The organism is Variovorax sp. J2L1-78, from assembly GCF_030317205.1.
Lineage (GTDB): Bacteria > Pseudomonadota > Gammaproteobacteria > Burkholderiales > Burkholderiaceae_C > Variovorax > Variovorax arabinosiphilus.
This window is the reverse complement of sequence record NZ_JASZYB010000003.1, coordinates 722,007-737,640: the sequence shown is the minus strand read 5'-3', so window position 1 is coordinate 737,640 and position 15,634 is coordinate 722,007. Positions and strand designations below refer to the sequence as shown.

Here is a 15,634-nt window from a genome sequence, read left to right as displayed (position 1 = left end):
TGGAGGGTGTAAGTTTGTCTTACGCGCTCGCCTCTAGGCCGCCGGAGATCCGGAACCAAAAGTACGAAAAATAGAAAGCGGCGTGTTGCGACATGAGGGGCGAATGTAGCACGGGTTTCGGAAAATGCGCGTTGCGCCAGGGCGTCAGGCGGTGCCGCCAACGGTGAGGCCGTCGATGCGCAGCGTCGGCTGGCCCACACCCACCGGCACGCTCTGGCCTTCCTTGCCGCAGGTGCCGACGCCGGAATCGAGCGCCATGTCGTTGCCGATCATGGTCACACGGGTCAGTGCATCGGGGCCGTTGCCGACGATAGTCGCGCCCTTGACCGGGTACTGGATCTTGCCGTTCTCGACCCAGTAGGCCTCGCTCGCCGAAAAGACGAACTTGCCGCTGGTGATGTCGACCTGGCCGCCGCCGAAGTTGGTGGCGTACAAGCCCTTCTTGATGCTCGCGACGATCTCCTTCGGGTCCTTGTCGCCGCCCAGCATGTAGGTATTGGTCATGCGCGGCATCGGCACGTGCGCGTAGCTCTCGCGGCGGCCGTTGCCGGTGGGCTTCACGCCCATCAGGCGGGCGTTCATCGAATCCTGGATGTAGCCCTTGAGAATGCCGTCCTCGATGAGCACGTTGCGCTGGCTGGCGTTGCCCTCGTCGTCGACGTTGAGCGAGCCGCGGCGGTCGGCGATGGTGCCGTCGTCGAGCACCGTCACGCCCTTGGCCGCCACGCGCTGGCCGATGCGGCCCGAGAACGCGCTCGAGCCCTTGCGGTTGAAGTCACCCTCCAACCCGTGGCCGATGGCTTCGTGCAGCAGGATGCCGGGCCAGCCGGAACCGAGCACGACGGTCATCTCGCCGGCCGGCGCGGGCCGTGCCTCCAGGTTGGTCAGCGCGGCCTTCACGGCGTGGTCGACGTACTCGGCGATGTGCTCGTCGTCGAAGTAGGCCAGGCCAAAGCGCCCGCCACCACCGCCGGAGCCGATCTCGCGCCGACCGTTCTGCTCGGCGATGACCGTCACCGACAGCCGCACCAGGGGACGCACGTCGGCCGCCAGGGTGCCGTCGGCGCGCGCCACGAGCACCACGTCGTATTCGCTGGCCAGGCCGGCCATGACCTGCGCCACACGCGGGTCGCGGCTGCGGGCCAGCTGCTCGACCTTTTCCAGCAGTTTGACCTTGGCGGTGCTGTCGAGCGTGGAGATCGGGTCGACCCCGTTGTAGAGCGAGCGGCTCGAGGCGATCTTGCGCGTCGGCACCTTGGCCCGGCCGCCGCGCGTGGCCGACGAGATGGCGCGCACCGTGCGCGCCGCGTCGAGCAGCGAGGCCTCGGAGATGTCGTCGGAGTAGGCGAAGGCCGTCTTCTCGCCGCTCACCGCCCGCACGCCGACGCCCTGGTCGATGCTGAAGCTGCCGGTCTTGACGATGCCCTCTTCCAGGCTCCAGCCCTCGCTGCGCGTGTACTGGAAGTAGAGGTCGGCGTCGTCGACCTGGTGGGCCTTGATCTCGGCGAGCGCCTTGCCGAGGTGGGACTCGTCGAGTCCGAAAGGCGTGAGCAGCAACGCCTGCGCCGTGGCGAGGCGTTCGATGGTGGGTTCGCGGGAGATCATCAAGGCATTATTGCTCGCCCCAGGCCGCGCAACGGGGACGTGCCTGCTTCGCCTACCCCTCGCCGGGGGCAATGGCCTCAGTTCTGCGCCAGCTTCCTGGCGCGCGAGATCGACATCAGGATGCCCAGCGCCAGCCCGAGCGTGACCATCGCCGTGCCGCCGTAGCTGATGAAGGGCAGCGGCACGCCCACCACGGGAAGGATGCCGCTGACCATGCCCATGTTCACGAAGGCGTAGGTGAAGAAGATCATGGTCACCGCCCCGGCCAGCAGGCGCGAGAACAATGTGGGCGCGTCCATGGCGATCGCGAGGCCGCGGAAGATCAGGAAGATGAAGGCACTGATCAGGAACAGGTTGCCCGCCAGGCCGAACTCCTCGGAATACGCCGCGAAGATGAAGTCGGTGGTGCGCTCGGGGATGAACTCCAGGTGCGTCTGCGTGCCCTGCATGAAACCCTTGCCGCCGATGCCGCCGGAGCCGATGGCGATCATTCCCTGGATGATGTGGAAGCCCTTGCCCAGCGGGTCCTTGGTCGGGTCGAGCAGCGTGCACACGCGCTGCTTCTGGTAGTCGTGCAGCACCCGCCAATCGACGCCGTCGGCGCACAGCTTCGACTCGAAGCCGACGATGAGCGTGACGGCCACCACGCCGATCAGCACCGGCGGCACGATCAGCTTCCAGCTCAGGCCGGCGAAGAAGATCACCGACATCCCCGCGGCCAGCACCAGCAGCGCGGTGCCAAGATCGGGCTGCTTCATGATGAGGCCGATCGGCACCGCCAGCAGAACGGTGGCCACCACGAAGTCGAGCGGCCGCAACTGGCCCTCACGCCGCTGGAACCACCAGGCCAGCATCAGCGGCATCGCGATCTTCAGGATCTCGCTGGGCTGGATCACCATGCCGATATTGATCCAGCGCCTGGCGCCCTTCTTCGTGATGCCGAAGATCGCCACCGCGATCAGCAGCGCCACGCCCACCGTGTAGAGCGGCACCGCGAAGTGCATCAGCCGCTGCGGCGGCACCTGCGCCACCACGAACATGATGAAACCGGCCAGCAGCATGTTGCGGCCGTGGTCCATGAAGCGCGAGCCGTGGTCGTAGCCCGACGAATACATCGTCAGCAGCCCGGCGCAGGCCAGCAGGAACACCGCGAACGCGAGGAAACCGTCGAAGCCCTGGAAGATGGGCGCGATGCGGCGCGCGAACGAGGGTTGGTTGAAGACGGCCGACATGGGCGCGGATTATCGACGCCCGCGCCGCTTCCTCAGGCGAAATCGACCTGGACGACCGTGTGGCCGGGTCGGCTTTGCACGGCGATGGTCGCGCCGATCGCCTCGGCCCGTTGGGCGAGCGCGCGCGGAACCCGCGCCGCGTCGAAGCCGACGCCGTCGTCGACGACGCGGATGCGCACCGCGGCACCGGCCACCACCGCCTCGATCCGCAGCACACCGGCCTGCGCGTGCTGCAGCACGTTCGACACGGCTTCGAAGAGCAGGAATTGCAGTTGCCGCATCAGCGGCGCGTCCAGGCGCGGCAGCAACGGCAGTTCGTCCACGGCCCATTCGAGCGCGATGCCCGAGCTGGCGAAGCGGGGCTCGAGCCGGTAGCGCAGGCCGGCCAGCAGCGCCTGCACATCGCCCGGCGGCAACTGGATCGCATCGATGGACAGCTTCAACTGGTCCAGCGAATCGCGCAGCGTGCGCAGCACCTCGGGATGGCTGGCATGGCCGGACTGCAGCTGGCGAATCGCCGAGCTGATGTGCGAGCCGACGCCGTCGTGCATGTCGCGCAGGATGCGCTCGCGCTCCTGTGTGCGCTCCTGTTCGCGCGCGGCGCGTTCCAGGTGGCCATAGACCGACGCCAGTTCGCGCTCGCGGTCGGCCACGCGGACGGCGAGCGTGCGCAGCAGGTCGCGCGACTGGGCGCTGGCATCCCGAAAACGCATCAGCACGACGCCCAGCAAGGCCATGCCGAAAAACAGCGAGGTGTAGCGCACCCAGGTCGTGTCGCCGTAGGCGTCGCTGACGCGGATGACGACCCAGTCGCGCACCGCCACCACCAGGGTGAGGGCCAGCGCCGAGGCCACGAGCACGCGCGCGGCCGTCGGCCGCCTGAGCGTCGCCCCCAGGAAGAAGAGGACATAGGCCGTCACCGCGACGATCTCCAACGCCAGCCACCCGGTCAGCCAGAAGGGCTCGGCCCGTGTCAGGGCCACATAGCAGGCCAGGACGGGAACGGTGAAGACGACAGCCACCGCACGTCGCAGCCACTGCATGCCGGCCCGGTCCTGCCAGCCGGCCAGATGCTGGCAGAACATGAGGCAGGAACCGGCCCAGCCCGAATAGCAGGCCGTCATCAGCACGCCCCAGGCGACCCAGGGCAGGGGTGGCTCCCGGATGGCGCCGTCGGCCACCCGCAACGCCCAGCAGAATTCCGCCAACGCCGCCCACAGGTACAAGGATTCGCGCCGCGGTCGGCCCGCGCCGGCCGTATCGGCCTGCGTGAACCACAGGCCCAGGGAAATGGCGCCGACCACGATGCTGAACGCCGACAAGAGCACGGAGCCCGTGAAGCGCCAGGCGTACGCGGGCGCAAACACGCTGCCGCGGACCGGCACCGCCGGCCCGATCGTGGGCACCGCCAGCCCCGCGCGACGGCCCGAATCGGCGCGGATGCGGATCTGCAGCAGGTTCTCACCAGGATGCAGCAGCTGCGCCGGGATCGGCAGGTAGATCGGTGCCTTGGCGTAGTCGGCGCCGTGCGGACGCGCGAGGTCGCCGTAGGTCTGCAGCACGTGGCCGTTCAGCGCGACGTCGAAGGCGCTGCCGACGCGCGGAATGAACAGGCCCCACGGCTCGGCCGGTGTCTCCGCCATGCGGAAGGGCAGCGTGAAGCGCGCCTCGCCCGGCCGGCCCTGGTGCATGCGGTCCCAGTGGTAGGGCAGCGTCACGGCGGCTTCTTGCGTGCGGCCATCGACGACGCTCACCACGCTGCCGCTGCGCAAGGCGAGCATCGGCTCGCTCGGCCCTTCTGCTGCGGCGATGCCGACCCACAGCGCCGCAAACGCCAGAAGGACGAATCGCAGCGCCGCCTGCATCGCTACGCCGATCAGCCCGGGTGGCGCAGCAGCCCGAGCCGCGTGGCTTCGAACACCGCCTCGTTCTTCGAATGCACCGCCAGTTTGCCGTAGAGGTTCTTGATGTGCGTCTGCACCGTGTGCACGCTCAGCGACTTGAGCCGCGCGATTTCCGCGTAGGAGAAACCGCGGGCGATGAGGGCCAGCACCTCCTGTTCGCGTGCCGACAGCAGCGCCGGTGCGTCGGCCCCCGGCACGGGCGGCGGGGCGACGGCGGCGGCCACGTCGGCCGGTGCACCGGCGCTGGCCGCCCAATGCAGGAGGCGGTACTTGGCCAGCACGCGGCGCGCGATCATGGGCGAAATGGGCGACGCACCGGCCTTCATGTCGAGAATGGTCTGGGCGATGTCCTCGGGCGGCGCGTCCTTGTGCAGGTAGCCGACGGCGCCGGCCTCGATGCTCGCCAGCACGTTGTCCTCGTCGCCGAAGACCGAGATCACGAGCGGCTCGCACCGGGGGAAGCGGGCCACCGTCGCACGGATCACCTCGAGCCCGCTGCCGTCGGGCAGGCCGAGATCGGCCAGCAGGACATCCGGCGCTTCGGCCGTCGCGGCCAGCCATTCCAGCGCCTCGCGCACGGTCCCGAGGCCGGCCATCCACCGAAGACGGTCGCTCGCGCGCACGCTCTGCTCGAAAAAGCCGCGTGCCCGCACGTCGTCCTCCACGACCAGCACCCTGAACGAGCTCCCTTGCCCGGTTGATACCTCGGTATGCATGGGCGCGAAGCATACGCCGCGAAACACTTGGAAATCTTTGCTGACTCACTGATTCATGGGATGTGCCGCGCGGCCATGACGCAGACACTGGCGCCCGTCGCATGTAACGACCTCGTAACGAATCAATCAAAGGACCGAGATGACGATGAACAAGAAGGCCCGTGCGGGCTTTGCGGCGGCTGTTGTGCTGTCGCTGGCTGCGTGCGGTGGGGGAGGCGATGGCGGATCGGCTTCGGGACCGGGCACGGGCACCACGCCCCCGGTCACCGAGCCGGTCGCGACCCAGGCCACACTGAGCGGCGTGGCCGCCACCGGCGCGGCCTTCGCCGGCGCCACGGTCACCGTCACGGACCAGACCGGTGCCACGGTCTGCACGACCCAGACCGACGACAAGGGCGCCTACAGCTGCACCCTGCCCCTGGGCACCAAGGCACCGCTGGTCATCAAGGCCAGCCGCGAGGAGCTGAGCTTCTACAGCACCACGGCCAGCGCCGGCAGCGGCACGGCCAACGTCACGCCGCTGACGACCATCGTCGTCTCGCAACTGGCGCCCGACGGCAACCCGGCCAGCCTGGCCGGCGCGATCGTCACCAAACCGGATACCGTCACGGCCGCGACGATCCAGGCGGAGGCGAGCGAACTCCTCACCGCGCTGCAGCCGTTGCTGAGCGCACTGAACGTGACGATCGATCCGATGTCCGGTGTCTTCGCCGCCGACGGCACCGGCCAGGACAAGGTGCTCGACGCCATCTCGGTCAGCGTGCGGCCCGACGGCACCGCGGCCAACATCGAGATCACGGTGAAGGCACAGCCTGCGACGGCCGATGCCGCACCGATCTCCATCGTCTTCCGCAGCGACGCCACGTCCGTGCCGACGCTGCCGGCCATCACGGCCTCCCAGCTCGAGGCGATCCCGTCGCCCGCGATGGTGGCCGGCCTGTTCGAACGCATGACCGCCTGCTACGCCCTGCCCGCCTCGCAGCGCGTTGCGAACGGCAACGACAGCGGCGTGGTCACCGGCACCGCCGCCAACGTGGTGGCACCGGCCTGCCGCAGCCTGTTCCTGAACGACGACCCGGCCACCTTCTACAGCAACGGCAACAACGTCGGCCGCGACGCCAACAACCGCGGCGCCTACGCCAGCCTGTTCCGAAGCGGCGCCACGGGCCTGAAGTGGGAGCGCGGCAACTTCGAGTTCCTCCGCACGAACGGCGACGTGGTCATGAGCTATCGCTGGGTGGACACCACCGGCAACGCCGACAACGACACGCTCATCGCGCGCAACGTGAACGGCACGCTCAAGCTGGTCGGCAACGGCAACGCCTACAGCGCGAGCGTTCGGCCGCTTTCGGAGGATCGCGAGCTGATCAACACGCCGGCGTTCAGCTCGTACACCACGGGCTACAACATCAGCATCGACAACCGCGTCGACGGCAACGGCGCGCCGATCTTCGCGAAGGTGGTGGCGACCACCCCGATGGGCACGCAACTGACCTTCGTGCCCAGCGGCGGGTTGTCCTACCTCGTCATCCAGAGCAACAACTCGCCCACGGCGACGCCCGTCTACCGGCTCGCCGCGGCCTACCGCGATGCAGCGACCGCCGGCAATCCGGTGGACAAGGAAGGTTTCTTCACCGCCACGCCGCAGTACGACGAAGCCGGCGTGCGGGCCCTGCAGGACCAGAGCGTCTGGAAGCTGGAGTTCTTCCACGTCGACGCCCAGGTGCCCAACGTCGTGCAGAGCTACCGCACGCTCTCGCGCGCCCAGACGATCGCCGAGATCCGTCAGTTGGTGTTCGCCGACGCGACGCCGGCGCTGCGCGCCGAGCTGATTGCGGAAACCGCCGCGTCGAATTCCGGCAGTCTGGTCTTCGGGGCGCTCGACCCGGCCGAGCCGAACATCATCGACTTCAGCGCCGACGGCGACACGGCCGGCTGGGTGGTCCCCGGCGGCGCGCTGGCCCCGACCTCGCTGTCCGCCTACGGCCGCGCGCCGACGGTGAACAACGTCCAGGGTGCGCGCTACAACGACACGGTCGGCGTGTCGATCACCGCGCGCAAGGCGAAGCTCTACTGCTCGAAGCAGAGCCAGTCGGACGCGCATTGCGATGCGACCTCGCCGACGCAATACGCGCAGGGCACGACGCTGAACATGTTCGAACTGTGGGCCCGCAACACGCGGCAGGTCGAACTGAGCAAGAAGATCGGCACCTACAAGCTGCAGTAGTCGCACGATGTCCCTGCCACGGCCCCACCTCGGCGGGGCTTTTTCCTTGCGCTGCGCGCCGCCGGTCGGACGGGGTGATGCCGCGGTTAGCATGCCCACGATGCCCACCACCCATCTGCTCTACCTGCACGGTTTCCGCTCGTCGCCGCAGTCGATGAAGGCGCGTCTGGTGGCCGAGCACGTGGCGCGGCACCACCCGGGCGTGCACTGGTGGTGCCCGCAGTTGCCGCCCTCGCCGCGCGAAGCGATGGACATGGTCATGCGCGGCATCGACCCCTGGCCACGCGACACCATGGCCGTCATCGGCTCGTCGCTGGGCGGTTTCTACGCGACCTACGTCGCGGCCATGACGCGCTGCCCGGCGGTGCTGCTCAACCCGGCCGTCGACCCGGCGCGCGACCTGGCCCGCTACATCGGCGACCAGACCGCCTGGCACGACCCGGCGCAACACTTCTATTTCCAGCCGGCGTTCATCGAGGAGCTGCGCACGCTGGAAGTTGGCCCGGTCACCCGGCCCGAACGCATCTTCGCCATCGTCGCCAAGGGCGACGAGGTGCTGGACTGGCGCGAAATGTCGGCCCGCTACCCGGGCAGCCGGGTGCGCCTGCTCGAAGGCGGCGACCATGCGCTGTCTGACTTCGAGACGAAGCACCTCGTCGACGTCCTGCGCTTCCTCGATCCGGTCTGACGCCGGTGCCGCCGGCGCCGGTGTCGGGTGCCCATGGGACAATCGCGCCCATGTTTGTATTGTTCGAAGAAGCCGGCAAGTACCTCGGCGGCCGCGTGTTGTCGGAGGCCGAAGCGTCGGCGCAGGTCGAGCTCGACACCGGGAAGCGGGTCAAGGTCAAGGGCGCACACATCGTGCTGCGCTTCGAGAAACCGGCCCCGGCCGAGCTGATCGCCGATGCCCGCGCGCTCGCCGCCGGCATGGACCTCGACCTGGCCTGGGAATTCGCGCCCGAGGGCGAATTCGCCTTCGCCGACCTGGCGACCGAGTATTTCCAGGCCAACCCCTCGCTGGTGCAGCAGGCCGCAGCGCTGTTCGCGCTGTTCGAGGCGCCGCACTACTTCCGACGCGCCGGCAAGGGCCGCTTCAAAAAAGCGCCGGCCGAGATCATCCAGCAGGCGCTGGCCGCGATCGAGAAGAAAAAGCAGGTGCTGGCGCAGATCGCCGAGTGGGCGGCCCAGCTGGTGGCGGGCGAGTGCCCGGCGCCCGTGCGCGAGCAGCTCTACAAGATCCTCTTCAAACCCGACAAGAACGCGCCGGAGTACAAGGCGGTGGTCGAAGCTTCGCGTACTGCCCAGCGCGCGCCGCTCGACCTGCTCGAACGCGCCGGGGCCATCGACTCGGCCTACCAGTTCCACTGGAAGCGCTTCCTGTTCGAGAACTTCCCCAAGGGCACGGCCTTCCCGCCCGCGCTCAGCGCCCCGGCGATCGCCGACGACCTGCCGCGTGCCGACGGCGTCGAGGCCTTCTCGATCGACGATTCGCAGACCACCGAGATCGACGACGCGCTGTCGGTGCAGGGCCTGGGCAGCGGCACGGTCACCGTCGGCGTGCACATCGCCGCGCCCGGCCTGGCCTTCGCGCCCGGCAGCCCGCTCGACCAGGTGGCGCGCGCGCGCATGTCCACCGTCTACATGCCGGGCTACAAGATCACCATGCTGCCCGACGCGGTGGTGCAGAGCTACACGCTGCTCGAAGGCGGCGACCGCCCGGCCGTGTCGCTCTATGCGCGCTTCGACGAAGCCACGCTCGAACTGCAGGGCACCGAAACCAAGATCGAGCGCGTACCGATCGTCGCCAACCTGCGGCACGACCGGCTCGACGGCGTCATCACGCAGGCCTGGCTGGAAGACGCCGCGGTGCAGAGCGCCGACACGCCCGAGGTGGTGAACACGCTGCGTGCGCCGCTCAGCTTCCTGTTCCGCCTAGCCAAGCAATTGAAGGCGCAGCGCGAAGTCGTGCGCGGCAAGCCGGAGAACTTCAACCGCCCCGACTACAACTTCCGCCTCGTGGGGAATGAAGGCGAGCCCGAAGGCAGCGAGCAGGTGCAAATCAGCACGCGCCAGCGCGGTGCGCCGCTCGACCTGATCGTCTCCGAAGCCATGATCCTGGCCAACAGCGGCTGGGGCGGCTGGCTGGGCGAGCTCGGCGTGCCGGGCCTCTACCGCAGCCAGGCCAGCCTGGCGCCCGGCATCAAGGTGCGCATGGGCACCCGGGCGCTGCCGCATGCGGGCCTGGGCGTGAAGAGTTATGCCTGGAGCACCTCGCCGCTGCGCCGCTACACCGACCTGGTGAACCAGTGGCAGATCATCGCGGCGGCGCGCCACGGCAAGACCGCCGCGCTGGCCGCGCCCTTCAAGCCGAAGGATGCCGACCTGTTCTCGATCCTCTCGGGCTTCGACGCGGCCTATGCGACCTACAACGCCTACCAGGGCGGCATGGAACGCTTCTGGACGCTGAAGTACCTGCAGCAGCAGGGCATCGGCGAACTGACGGCGACGGTGATCAAGGACATCCCGAACGGTGCCCTGGTACGCGCCGACACGCTGCCGCTGGTGTTCCCGGTGGCCGGCCAGCAGGAACGTGGCGCCCACGTGCGCGTGAAGCTCGGCGAAATCGACGAGATCGCGCTCGACGTGCACGGCACGGTCATCGAGCGCCTCGACGCACCGGCCGATGCGGCGGCGCTCGACGACAGCGGTACCGACGAAGAGGAAGAAGTGGCCGGCCCGATCGCCATCGCCGTGGACCTCAACGACAGCGAGGCTGCCGCGGAGAACACACCGGCCTGAAAAAGTCGAACGTTACCCCGCCGAGCGCGTCATGAACCTCAAAGACCTGAGCACCCTGCAGATCGCCCTCGGCCTGTCGGTGATCGCGCATGCCGCGCTGCTGACGGTGCGCTTCGTCGATCCGCAGGCGTTCAACCGCGTGTTCCAGGACACGCCGCTCGAGATCATCCTGGTCAACGCGTCGACCAACGAGACACCCGACAAGGCGATGGCGATCGCGCAGAAGTCGATGGCCGGCGGCGGCGACCTCGACCGCGGCCGTGCCACCAGCCCGCTGCCGCCCTCGACCTTCACCACCATCGGCGACTCGATGGAAGAGGCCGAGCGCAAGGTCGAGGCGATGCAGGCGCAGCAGCAGTTGCTGCTGGCCCAGATCAAGCAGCAGCTCGCCGCGATGCCGATGCCCGACCCGCGCCAGCAGGGCAACCCGAGCGAGGCCAAGGCACAGGAAGAGAAGCGCCGGCAGCTCATCAACCTGCTGGCCGAGATCGAGCGCCGGGTGAACGAAGAGAACGCCCGCCCCAAGAAACGCTACATCAGCCCGTCGACACGCGAGGCCGCCTATGCGGTGTACGTGGATGCACTGCGTCGGCGCATCGAATCGCGCGGCACCGAGAACTTTCCCGAAGTCGCCGGCAAGAAGCTCTACGGCGAGCTCACCATGCTGGTCACCGTCAACTTCGACGGCAGCCTGCTGGCCACCGAAGTGGTCGAGACCTCGGGCAACCTCGCGCTCGACCGCCGGGCGCAGGCCATCGTGCGCAGCATCGGCAACTTCGGCCGCTTCAGCGACGCGATGCGACGCCAGGCCGACCAGATCGTGCTGCCCTCGCGTTTCCGCTTCACGCGGGACGAGACGCTCGAGACGCAGCTGTCGTCCCGCCAGAATTGAGCACCATGGACCTGTACTGCGTCATGGGCAACCCGGTCGAGCACAGCCGCTCGCCCTGGATCCACGCCCGCTTTGCCGAGCTGACCGGCGAGACCCTGAATTACGGTCGGCGCCGCGTCGAACTCGGTGGCTTCGCCGAAGGCCTGGCCGCCTTCCGCGCCGACCCCGTCGGCACCGCCCGCGGCTGCAACGTCACCGTGCCTTTCAAGTTCGACGCGCGTGACGCGGCCCAGCATGTGAGCGAGCGCGCCGCGCTGGCCGAAGCCGTCAACACGCTGAGCTTTCGCGACGACGGCATGCACGGCGACAACACCGACGGTGTGGGCCTGGTCAACGACATCCAGCGCAACGCCGGCGTGCCGATCGCCGGGCGCGACGTGCTGCTGATCGGCGCGGGCGGCGGTGCCTCGGGCGTGCTCGGCCCGGTGCTGGCAGCCGGCGCGCGGCGCGTGGTCGTCGCCAACCGGACGCTGGCGAAGGCCATCACGCTGGTGCAGCGCCACGCCGCGCTGGCGCTGGAACACCACGCCAGCATCGAAGCGCAGGAACTGCACACCGTGGACGGCAACTTCGACATCGTGGTCAACGCCAGCGCGTCCAGCCTGTCGGGCGGCGCGGTGCCGGTGGCGGCGTCGGTGCTCAAGCCCGGCACGCTGGCCATCGACATGATGTACGGGCCGGCCGCCGCGGGCTTTCTCGACTGGGCCCGCGCACATCGTGCGGTGCCGCGCGACGGCCTCGGCATGCTGGTCGAGCAGGCGGCGGAGGCCTTTGCGATCTGGCGCGGCGTTCGCCCGCCGGCGGCGCAGGTGCTGGCTGAATTGCGCGCCTTGGTCGACGGCTAGGCGCATGCGACAGATCGCGCGCTGGCTGCTCTGCCTGGTGCTGGCGGGCATCGGCCTTCAGCTCTTCTTCCTCGGGCGCATCGCGTTCATGACGGTGGTCGCACCGGAATCGACCGCCTTCCAGCGTTCCGAAGCCTGGCAGATCGCGACGAACGGTCGCGCCAACGCCAAGCGCGGCGACTCGCCCGGCTGGCAGCAGGAATGGGTGCCCTACGACCGCATCGCCGACACGCTCAAGCGCGCGGTGATCGCCAGCGAGGACGCCGAGTTCATCTACCACGGCGGCATCGAGTGGGAGGCGATCGAACGCGCCCGCCAGCGCAACGCCAAGGCCGAGGAGATCGCGGCGCGCCGTGCCGCCCAGGCCCGCGCCCGCGGCAAGGAACCGGCGCCCGCGAAGATCCGCGGCGGCTCGACCATCACGCAGCAACTGGCGAAGAACCTGCTGCTGTCGGGTGAACGCACGCTGCTGCGCAAGGGCCAGGAGCTGGTGCTCGCCGCCGCGCTCGAGGCGCTGCTGAGCAAGCGCCGCATCCTCGAGATCTACCTGAACAACGTCGAATGGGGCGAAGGCGTGTTCGGCGCCGAGGCCGCAGCGCAGCACTACTTCAACAAACCGGCAGCGCGCCTGAGCGCCAACGAGGCGGCGCGCCTCGCGGTGATGCTGCCCAGCCCCAAATTCTTCGAGAAGCGGCCGGGCTCGCCCTACGTGAGCGGACGCGCGTCGACCATCATGGCGCGGATGTCGGCCGCCGAGTTGCCCTAGACAGACGGCGCGGCGTCGTCGTCGAAGACGATGCGGCACACGGTCGTGCGGCCCGAGCCGTGGGGCCGCCTCGCGGGCTCGTCGAAGGTGTCGATCACGGTGAACCCGGCCTTGCGCATCATCCCGGCCGAGGCGGCGTTCTCTTCATGGCGGTCGATGTAGACCGCGTGCAGCCCCTGCGCCTTCAGCGCATCGAGCGCCGCCCGCAACAGGCGGGCGCCCAGCCCTTGCCCGACGGCATCGCGGTGCACGACCGCTTCGCAGACATAGCCCTGCGGCTGGGCGGTGCGCCCGGCCGGCTGGTAGCGCGCGAAGTGCTGCGTCTGGCAGAAGGTGACGACGCCTTGCACGGCGTCGCCCGCCCAGGCGACCACCGCGCCGACCTCCCCGGTCGCGATCTGCGCGACATGCCGCGCCACGTCATCGGGCGGCAGCCAGTTCCAAGGATTCGGGCCATGCGTGAGGATCAGGTCGATGAGCGCCGGGATGTCCTCGGCGCGGGCAGGCAGCAATCGTTGCGTCGTCATGCTTCGACTCTACGGTGCTTCCCGCGCTGCTCGATCGAGACGGCCGCCACGGCGCCAAGGCCGTAGGCCAGCACGTCCAGCCAGTCCGGCGTGCTGCCGATGACGACGCGCAGCACGGGGTTCGCGATCTGCCAATGCCCCAGCCGCGCGAGGTACTGGCCCAGTTCCAGTGCACAGCCCACGCCGAAGGCGGCCAGCGCGAGCGGCATCGGCCGCACTGGCACCACGGTCTTGAAGACGAAGTACAGCCAGGCCACGGCCAGCACGTCGCCGACGAAGCCGCGCAGCCAACCGGCGCGCGCCCCCAGGGTGGCCAGCAGCACGAGGAGGACAAAGAGCGCCAGCGCAATGGCGAAGGCACGCGCATCGAAGCGCCAGGCAAGGGCGGGAGGTGTCGTCATGGCCCCGTATCATCGCCGCCATGCTTGCTGCGAAGTTGCTGGGGTGGGTGCTGCTGGGCCTGGTGCGTTTGCTCACCGGCGCACAAGCCCGATGGTGGGGCTGCCCGCCGAAGGCCGAGCAGCGCATCTACTTCGCCAACCACCAGAGCCACCTCGACCTGGTGATGATCTGGGCCGCGCTGCCCGAAGAGCTGCGCAGCATCACCCGGCCGATCGCAGCGCGCGACTACTGGGCCAACACGCCGATGAAGCGCTGGATCACCACCGAGGTGTTCAATGCGATCTACGTGGAGCGCGGCGGCACGCCGGCACCGGCCGAAGCAGGCGCGCCGCCGCCCGACCCGATGGCGCCGCTGCAGCCGCTCATCGAGGCCCTCAAGAGCGGCGACTCGATCATCATCTTCCCCGAGGGCACGCGCGGCCACACCGGCGAGCCGCAGAAGTTCAAGTCGGGCCTGTTCACGCTGGCGCAGATGTTCCCCGACGTGGTGCTGGTGCCGGCCTGGATCGACAACGTGCAGCGCGTGATGCCCAAGGGCGAGATCGTGCCGGTGCCCATCCTCTGCTCGGTGACCTTCGGCGCGCCGATCGCCCTGGCGCCGGGCGAAGAGCGCCGCGCCTTTCTCGACCGTGCACGCGAAGCCGTGATCGCGCTGCGCCACGTATGAACGCCTTCCTTCGCAACCTCTCGCCGACCCACCAGGTCGCCGCGCTCTTCTTCATCGTCTTCGGCGTGCTCACGCTGGTGAGCATCGTCACGCTGCTGGTCGGCCTGCGCGAACGGCGCAATGCAGCGCACGGCGAGGCCTGGCTGCGCGAGTTCGCGGACTTCCGCGCACTGCTGCGCACCACCTGGTTCATGGCGGTGGTGTTCTGGATCGGCTGGGCCCTCGGTCCGGGTGTGGCCACGCTGCTGTTCGCCCTCATCGCCTTCTTCGCGCTGCGCGAGTTCATCACACTGTCGCCCACGCGGCGCGGCGACCACCGCAGCCTGATCCTGGCCTTCTTCGTGGTGCTGCCGGTCCAGTTCATGCTGGTGGCCACCGCGCGCTTCGACCTCTTCACCGTCTTCATCCCGGTCTACGTGTTCATCGCCATCCCGGTGGTGAGCGCGCTGGCCAACGACCCCAGCCAGTTCCTGGAGCGCAACGCCAAGCTGCAGTGGGGCATCATGGTCTGCGTCTACGGCATGAGCCACGTGCCGGCGCTGCTGTTGCTGTCCTTCCCCGGCTACGAAGGCAAGAGCGCCTTCCTCGTGTTCTTCCTGGTCTTCGTGGTGCAGACCTGCATGGTGGTGCAGCACCTGATCGCACGCCGCTTCGCCTACCTGCCGCCGGACGAGGCGGATGTCGCGCGGCGCGGCATCGTCGGGCGCTGGCTGGCACGCAAGCCTTTCGCACCCCACGTGAGCCGCAGCTTCAACTGGGCCAGTTGGGGCCTGGGCATGGCGATCGCCAGCGTGGTCGGCGCGGCGATGTCGTTCATCACGCCCTTCAAGTTCGGCCAGGCGCTGGCCATGGCGCTCATCGCCTGCGTCGCCGGCTCGATGGGCCACCTGGTGATGAAGGCGCTCAAGCGTGACCGGGGCATTCCGAACTGGGGCCAAAAGGGGGTGGGCGTGACCGGTGCCAACGGCCTCCTGGACCGTGTCGACGCTTTGTGCTTTGCAGCACCGGTGTTCTTCCACTCGGTGCGCTGGTACTTCGGCCTCTGAAGCGCG

Annotated in this window: 14 protein-coding genes; 8 read left to right on the top strand and 6 right to left on the bottom strand. The window is 68.9% G+C overall.

Annotated features, from left to right (window positions below):
• Window positions 1–144: 144 nt before the first annotated feature.
• The 4 genes from tldD to QTH86_RS21940 form a co-directional block, all read right to left on the bottom strand.
• On the bottom strand, window positions 145–1,605 hold the full coding sequence (gene tldD, locus QTH86_RS21955; RefSeq protein WP_286648270.1) for a metalloprotease TldD: 1,461 nt from the start codon (window positions 1,603–1,605) through the stop codon (window positions 145–147).
• Between the two features lie 77 nt (window positions 1,606–1,682).
• A complete protein-coding gene (rodA, locus tag QTH86_RS21950) occupies window positions 1,683–2,837 on the bottom strand; it encodes a rod shape-determining protein RodA (protein WP_286648269.1) in 1,155 nt (384 codons plus the stop codon).
• Window positions 2,838–2,869: 32 nt separating this feature from the next.
• Entirely contained in the window at window positions 2,870–4,702 is a 1,833-nt protein-coding gene (locus QTH86_RS21945) for a sensor histidine kinase (protein ID WP_286648268.1), read from the bottom strand.
• Window positions 4,703–4,713: 11 nt separating this feature from the next.
• Window positions 4,714–5,457, bottom strand: a complete 744-nt coding sequence (locus QTH86_RS21940) for a response regulator (RefSeq protein ID WP_444814024.1) — start codon at window positions 5,455–5,457, stop codon at window positions 4,714–4,716.
• A gap of 145 nt (window positions 5,458–5,602) precedes the next feature.
• Between QTH86_RS21940 and QTH86_RS21935 the strand changes: the two genes are divergently transcribed.
• The 6 genes from QTH86_RS21935 (at window position 5,603) to QTH86_RS21910 (ending at window position 12,986) form a co-directional block, all read left to right on the top strand.
• Window positions 5,603–7,684, top strand: a complete 2,082-nt coding sequence (locus QTH86_RS21935; RefSeq protein ID WP_286648266.1) for a carboxypeptidase regulatory-like domain-containing protein — start codon at window positions 5,603–5,605, stop codon at window positions 7,682–7,684.
• A gap of 100 nt (window positions 7,685–7,784) precedes the next feature.
• The gene (locus QTH86_RS21930) at window positions 7,785–8,372 is read left to right on the top strand and encodes a YqiA/YcfP family alpha/beta fold hydrolase (protein ID WP_286648265.1); all 588 of its coding nucleotides are present in this window, start codon (window positions 7,785–7,787) and stop codon (window positions 8,370–8,372) included.
• 50 nt (window positions 8,373–8,422) lie between these two features.
• Window positions 8,423–10,483, top strand: a complete 2,061-nt coding sequence (locus QTH86_RS21925; RefSeq protein WP_286648264.1) for a ribonuclease catalytic domain-containing protein — start codon at window positions 8,423–8,425, stop codon at window positions 10,481–10,483.
• 31 nt (window positions 10,484–10,514) lie between these two features.
• Entirely contained in the window at window positions 10,515–11,375 is an 861-nt protein-coding gene (locus tag QTH86_RS21920; protein WP_286648263.1) for an energy transducer TonB, read from the top strand.
• Window positions 11,376–11,380: 5 nt separating this feature from the next.
• Window positions 11,381–12,220 (top strand): shikimate dehydrogenase, encoded by an 840-nt coding sequence (gene aroE, locus QTH86_RS21915; protein ID WP_286648262.1) that lies wholly within the window; start codon window positions 11,381–11,383, stop codon window positions 12,218–12,220.
• Window positions 12,221–12,224: 4 nt separating this feature from the next.
• Window positions 12,225–12,986, top strand: a complete 762-nt coding sequence (locus QTH86_RS21910) for a transglycosylase domain-containing protein (RefSeq protein ID WP_286648261.1) — start codon at window positions 12,225–12,227, stop codon at window positions 12,984–12,986.
• Here the strand turns inward: QTH86_RS21910 and QTH86_RS21905 are convergent.
• Together QTH86_RS21905 and QTH86_RS21900 are read right to left on the bottom strand one after the other, a co-directional pair.
• Window positions 12,983–13,513: a GNAT family N-acetyltransferase gene (locus QTH86_RS21905; RefSeq protein WP_286648260.1), complete on the bottom strand. Its 531-nt coding sequence runs from the start codon at window positions 13,511–13,513 to the stop codon at window positions 12,983–12,985. The genes QTH86_RS21910 and QTH86_RS21905 overlap by 4 nt on opposite strands.
• Window positions 13,510–13,914 (bottom strand): ribosomal maturation YjgA family protein, encoded by a 405-nt coding sequence (locus QTH86_RS21900; protein WP_286648259.1) that lies wholly within the window; start codon window positions 13,912–13,914, stop codon window positions 13,510–13,512. The genes QTH86_RS21905 and QTH86_RS21900 overlap by 4 nt, the downstream gene beginning before the upstream one ends.
• Window positions 13,915–13,934: 20 nt before the next feature.
• Here QTH86_RS21900 and QTH86_RS21895 point away from each other — a divergent pair, with 20 nt between their 5' ends.
• Together QTH86_RS21895 and QTH86_RS21890 are read left to right on the top strand one after the other, a co-directional pair.
• Entirely contained in the window at window positions 13,935–14,582 is a 648-nt protein-coding gene (locus QTH86_RS21895; protein WP_286648258.1) for a lysophospholipid acyltransferase family protein, read from the top strand.
• Window positions 14,579–15,628, top strand: coding sequence for a phosphatidate cytidylyltransferase (locus QTH86_RS21890; protein WP_286648257.1), 1,050 nt, complete (start codon window positions 14,579–14,581; stop codon window positions 15,626–15,628). The genes QTH86_RS21895 and QTH86_RS21890 overlap by 4 nt, the downstream gene beginning before the upstream one ends.
• The last annotated feature ends 6 nt before the right edge of the window (window positions 15,629–15,634 follow it).

Excerpts from the sequence above, each read along its gene's own strand:
- rodA (WP_286648269.1), bottom strand. The coding sequence starts at position 2,837 with ATGTCGGCCGTCTTCAACCAACCCTCGTTCGCGCGCCGCATCGCGCCC.
- QTH86_RS21905 (WP_286648260.1), bottom strand. The coding sequence starts at position 13,513 with ATGACGACGCAACGATTGCTGCCTGCCCGCGCCGAGGACATCCCGGCG.
- QTH86_RS21910 (WP_286648261.1), top strand. The coding sequence starts at position 12,225 with ATGCGACAGATCGCGCGCTGGCTGCTCTGCCTGGTGCTGGCGGGCATC.
- aroE (WP_286648262.1), top strand. The coding sequence starts at position 11,381 with ATGGACCTGTACTGCGTCATGGGCAACCCGGTCGAGCACAGCCGCTCG.
- QTH86_RS21935 (WP_286648266.1), top strand. The coding sequence starts at position 5,603 with ATGAACAAGAAGGCCCGTGCGGGCTTTGCGGCGGCTGTTGTGCTGTCG.
- tldD (WP_286648270.1), bottom strand. The coding sequence starts at position 1,605 with ATGATCTCCCGCGAACCCACCATCGAACGCCTCGCCACGGCGCAGGCG.
- QTH86_RS21890 (WP_286648257.1), top strand. The coding sequence starts at position 14,579 with ATGAACGCCTTCCTTCGCAACCTCTCGCCGACCCACCAGGTCGCCGCG.
- QTH86_RS21920 (WP_286648263.1), top strand. The coding sequence starts at position 10,515 with ATGAACCTCAAAGACCTGAGCACCCTGCAGATCGCCCTCGGCCTGTCG.
- QTH86_RS21925 (WP_286648264.1), top strand. The coding sequence starts at position 8,423 with ATGTTTGTATTGTTCGAAGAAGCCGGCAAGTACCTCGGCGGCCGCGTG.
- QTH86_RS21900 (WP_286648259.1), bottom strand. The coding sequence starts at position 13,914 with ATGACGACACCTCCCGCCCTTGCCTGGCGCTTCGATGCGCGTGCCTTC.
- QTH86_RS21930 (WP_286648265.1), top strand. The coding sequence starts at position 7,785 with ATGCCCACCACCCATCTGCTCTACCTGCACGGTTTCCGCTCGTCGCCG.
- QTH86_RS21940 (WP_444814024.1), bottom strand. The coding sequence starts at position 5,457 with ATGCATACCGAGGTATCAACCGGGCAAGGGAGCTCGTTCAGGGTGCTG.
- QTH86_RS21945 (WP_286648268.1), bottom strand. The coding sequence starts at position 4,702 with ATGCAGGCGGCGCTGCGATTCGTCCTTCTGGCGTTTGCGGCGCTGTGG.
- QTH86_RS21895 (WP_286648258.1), top strand. The coding sequence starts at position 13,935 with ATGCTTGCTGCGAAGTTGCTGGGGTGGGTGCTGCTGGGCCTGGTGCGT.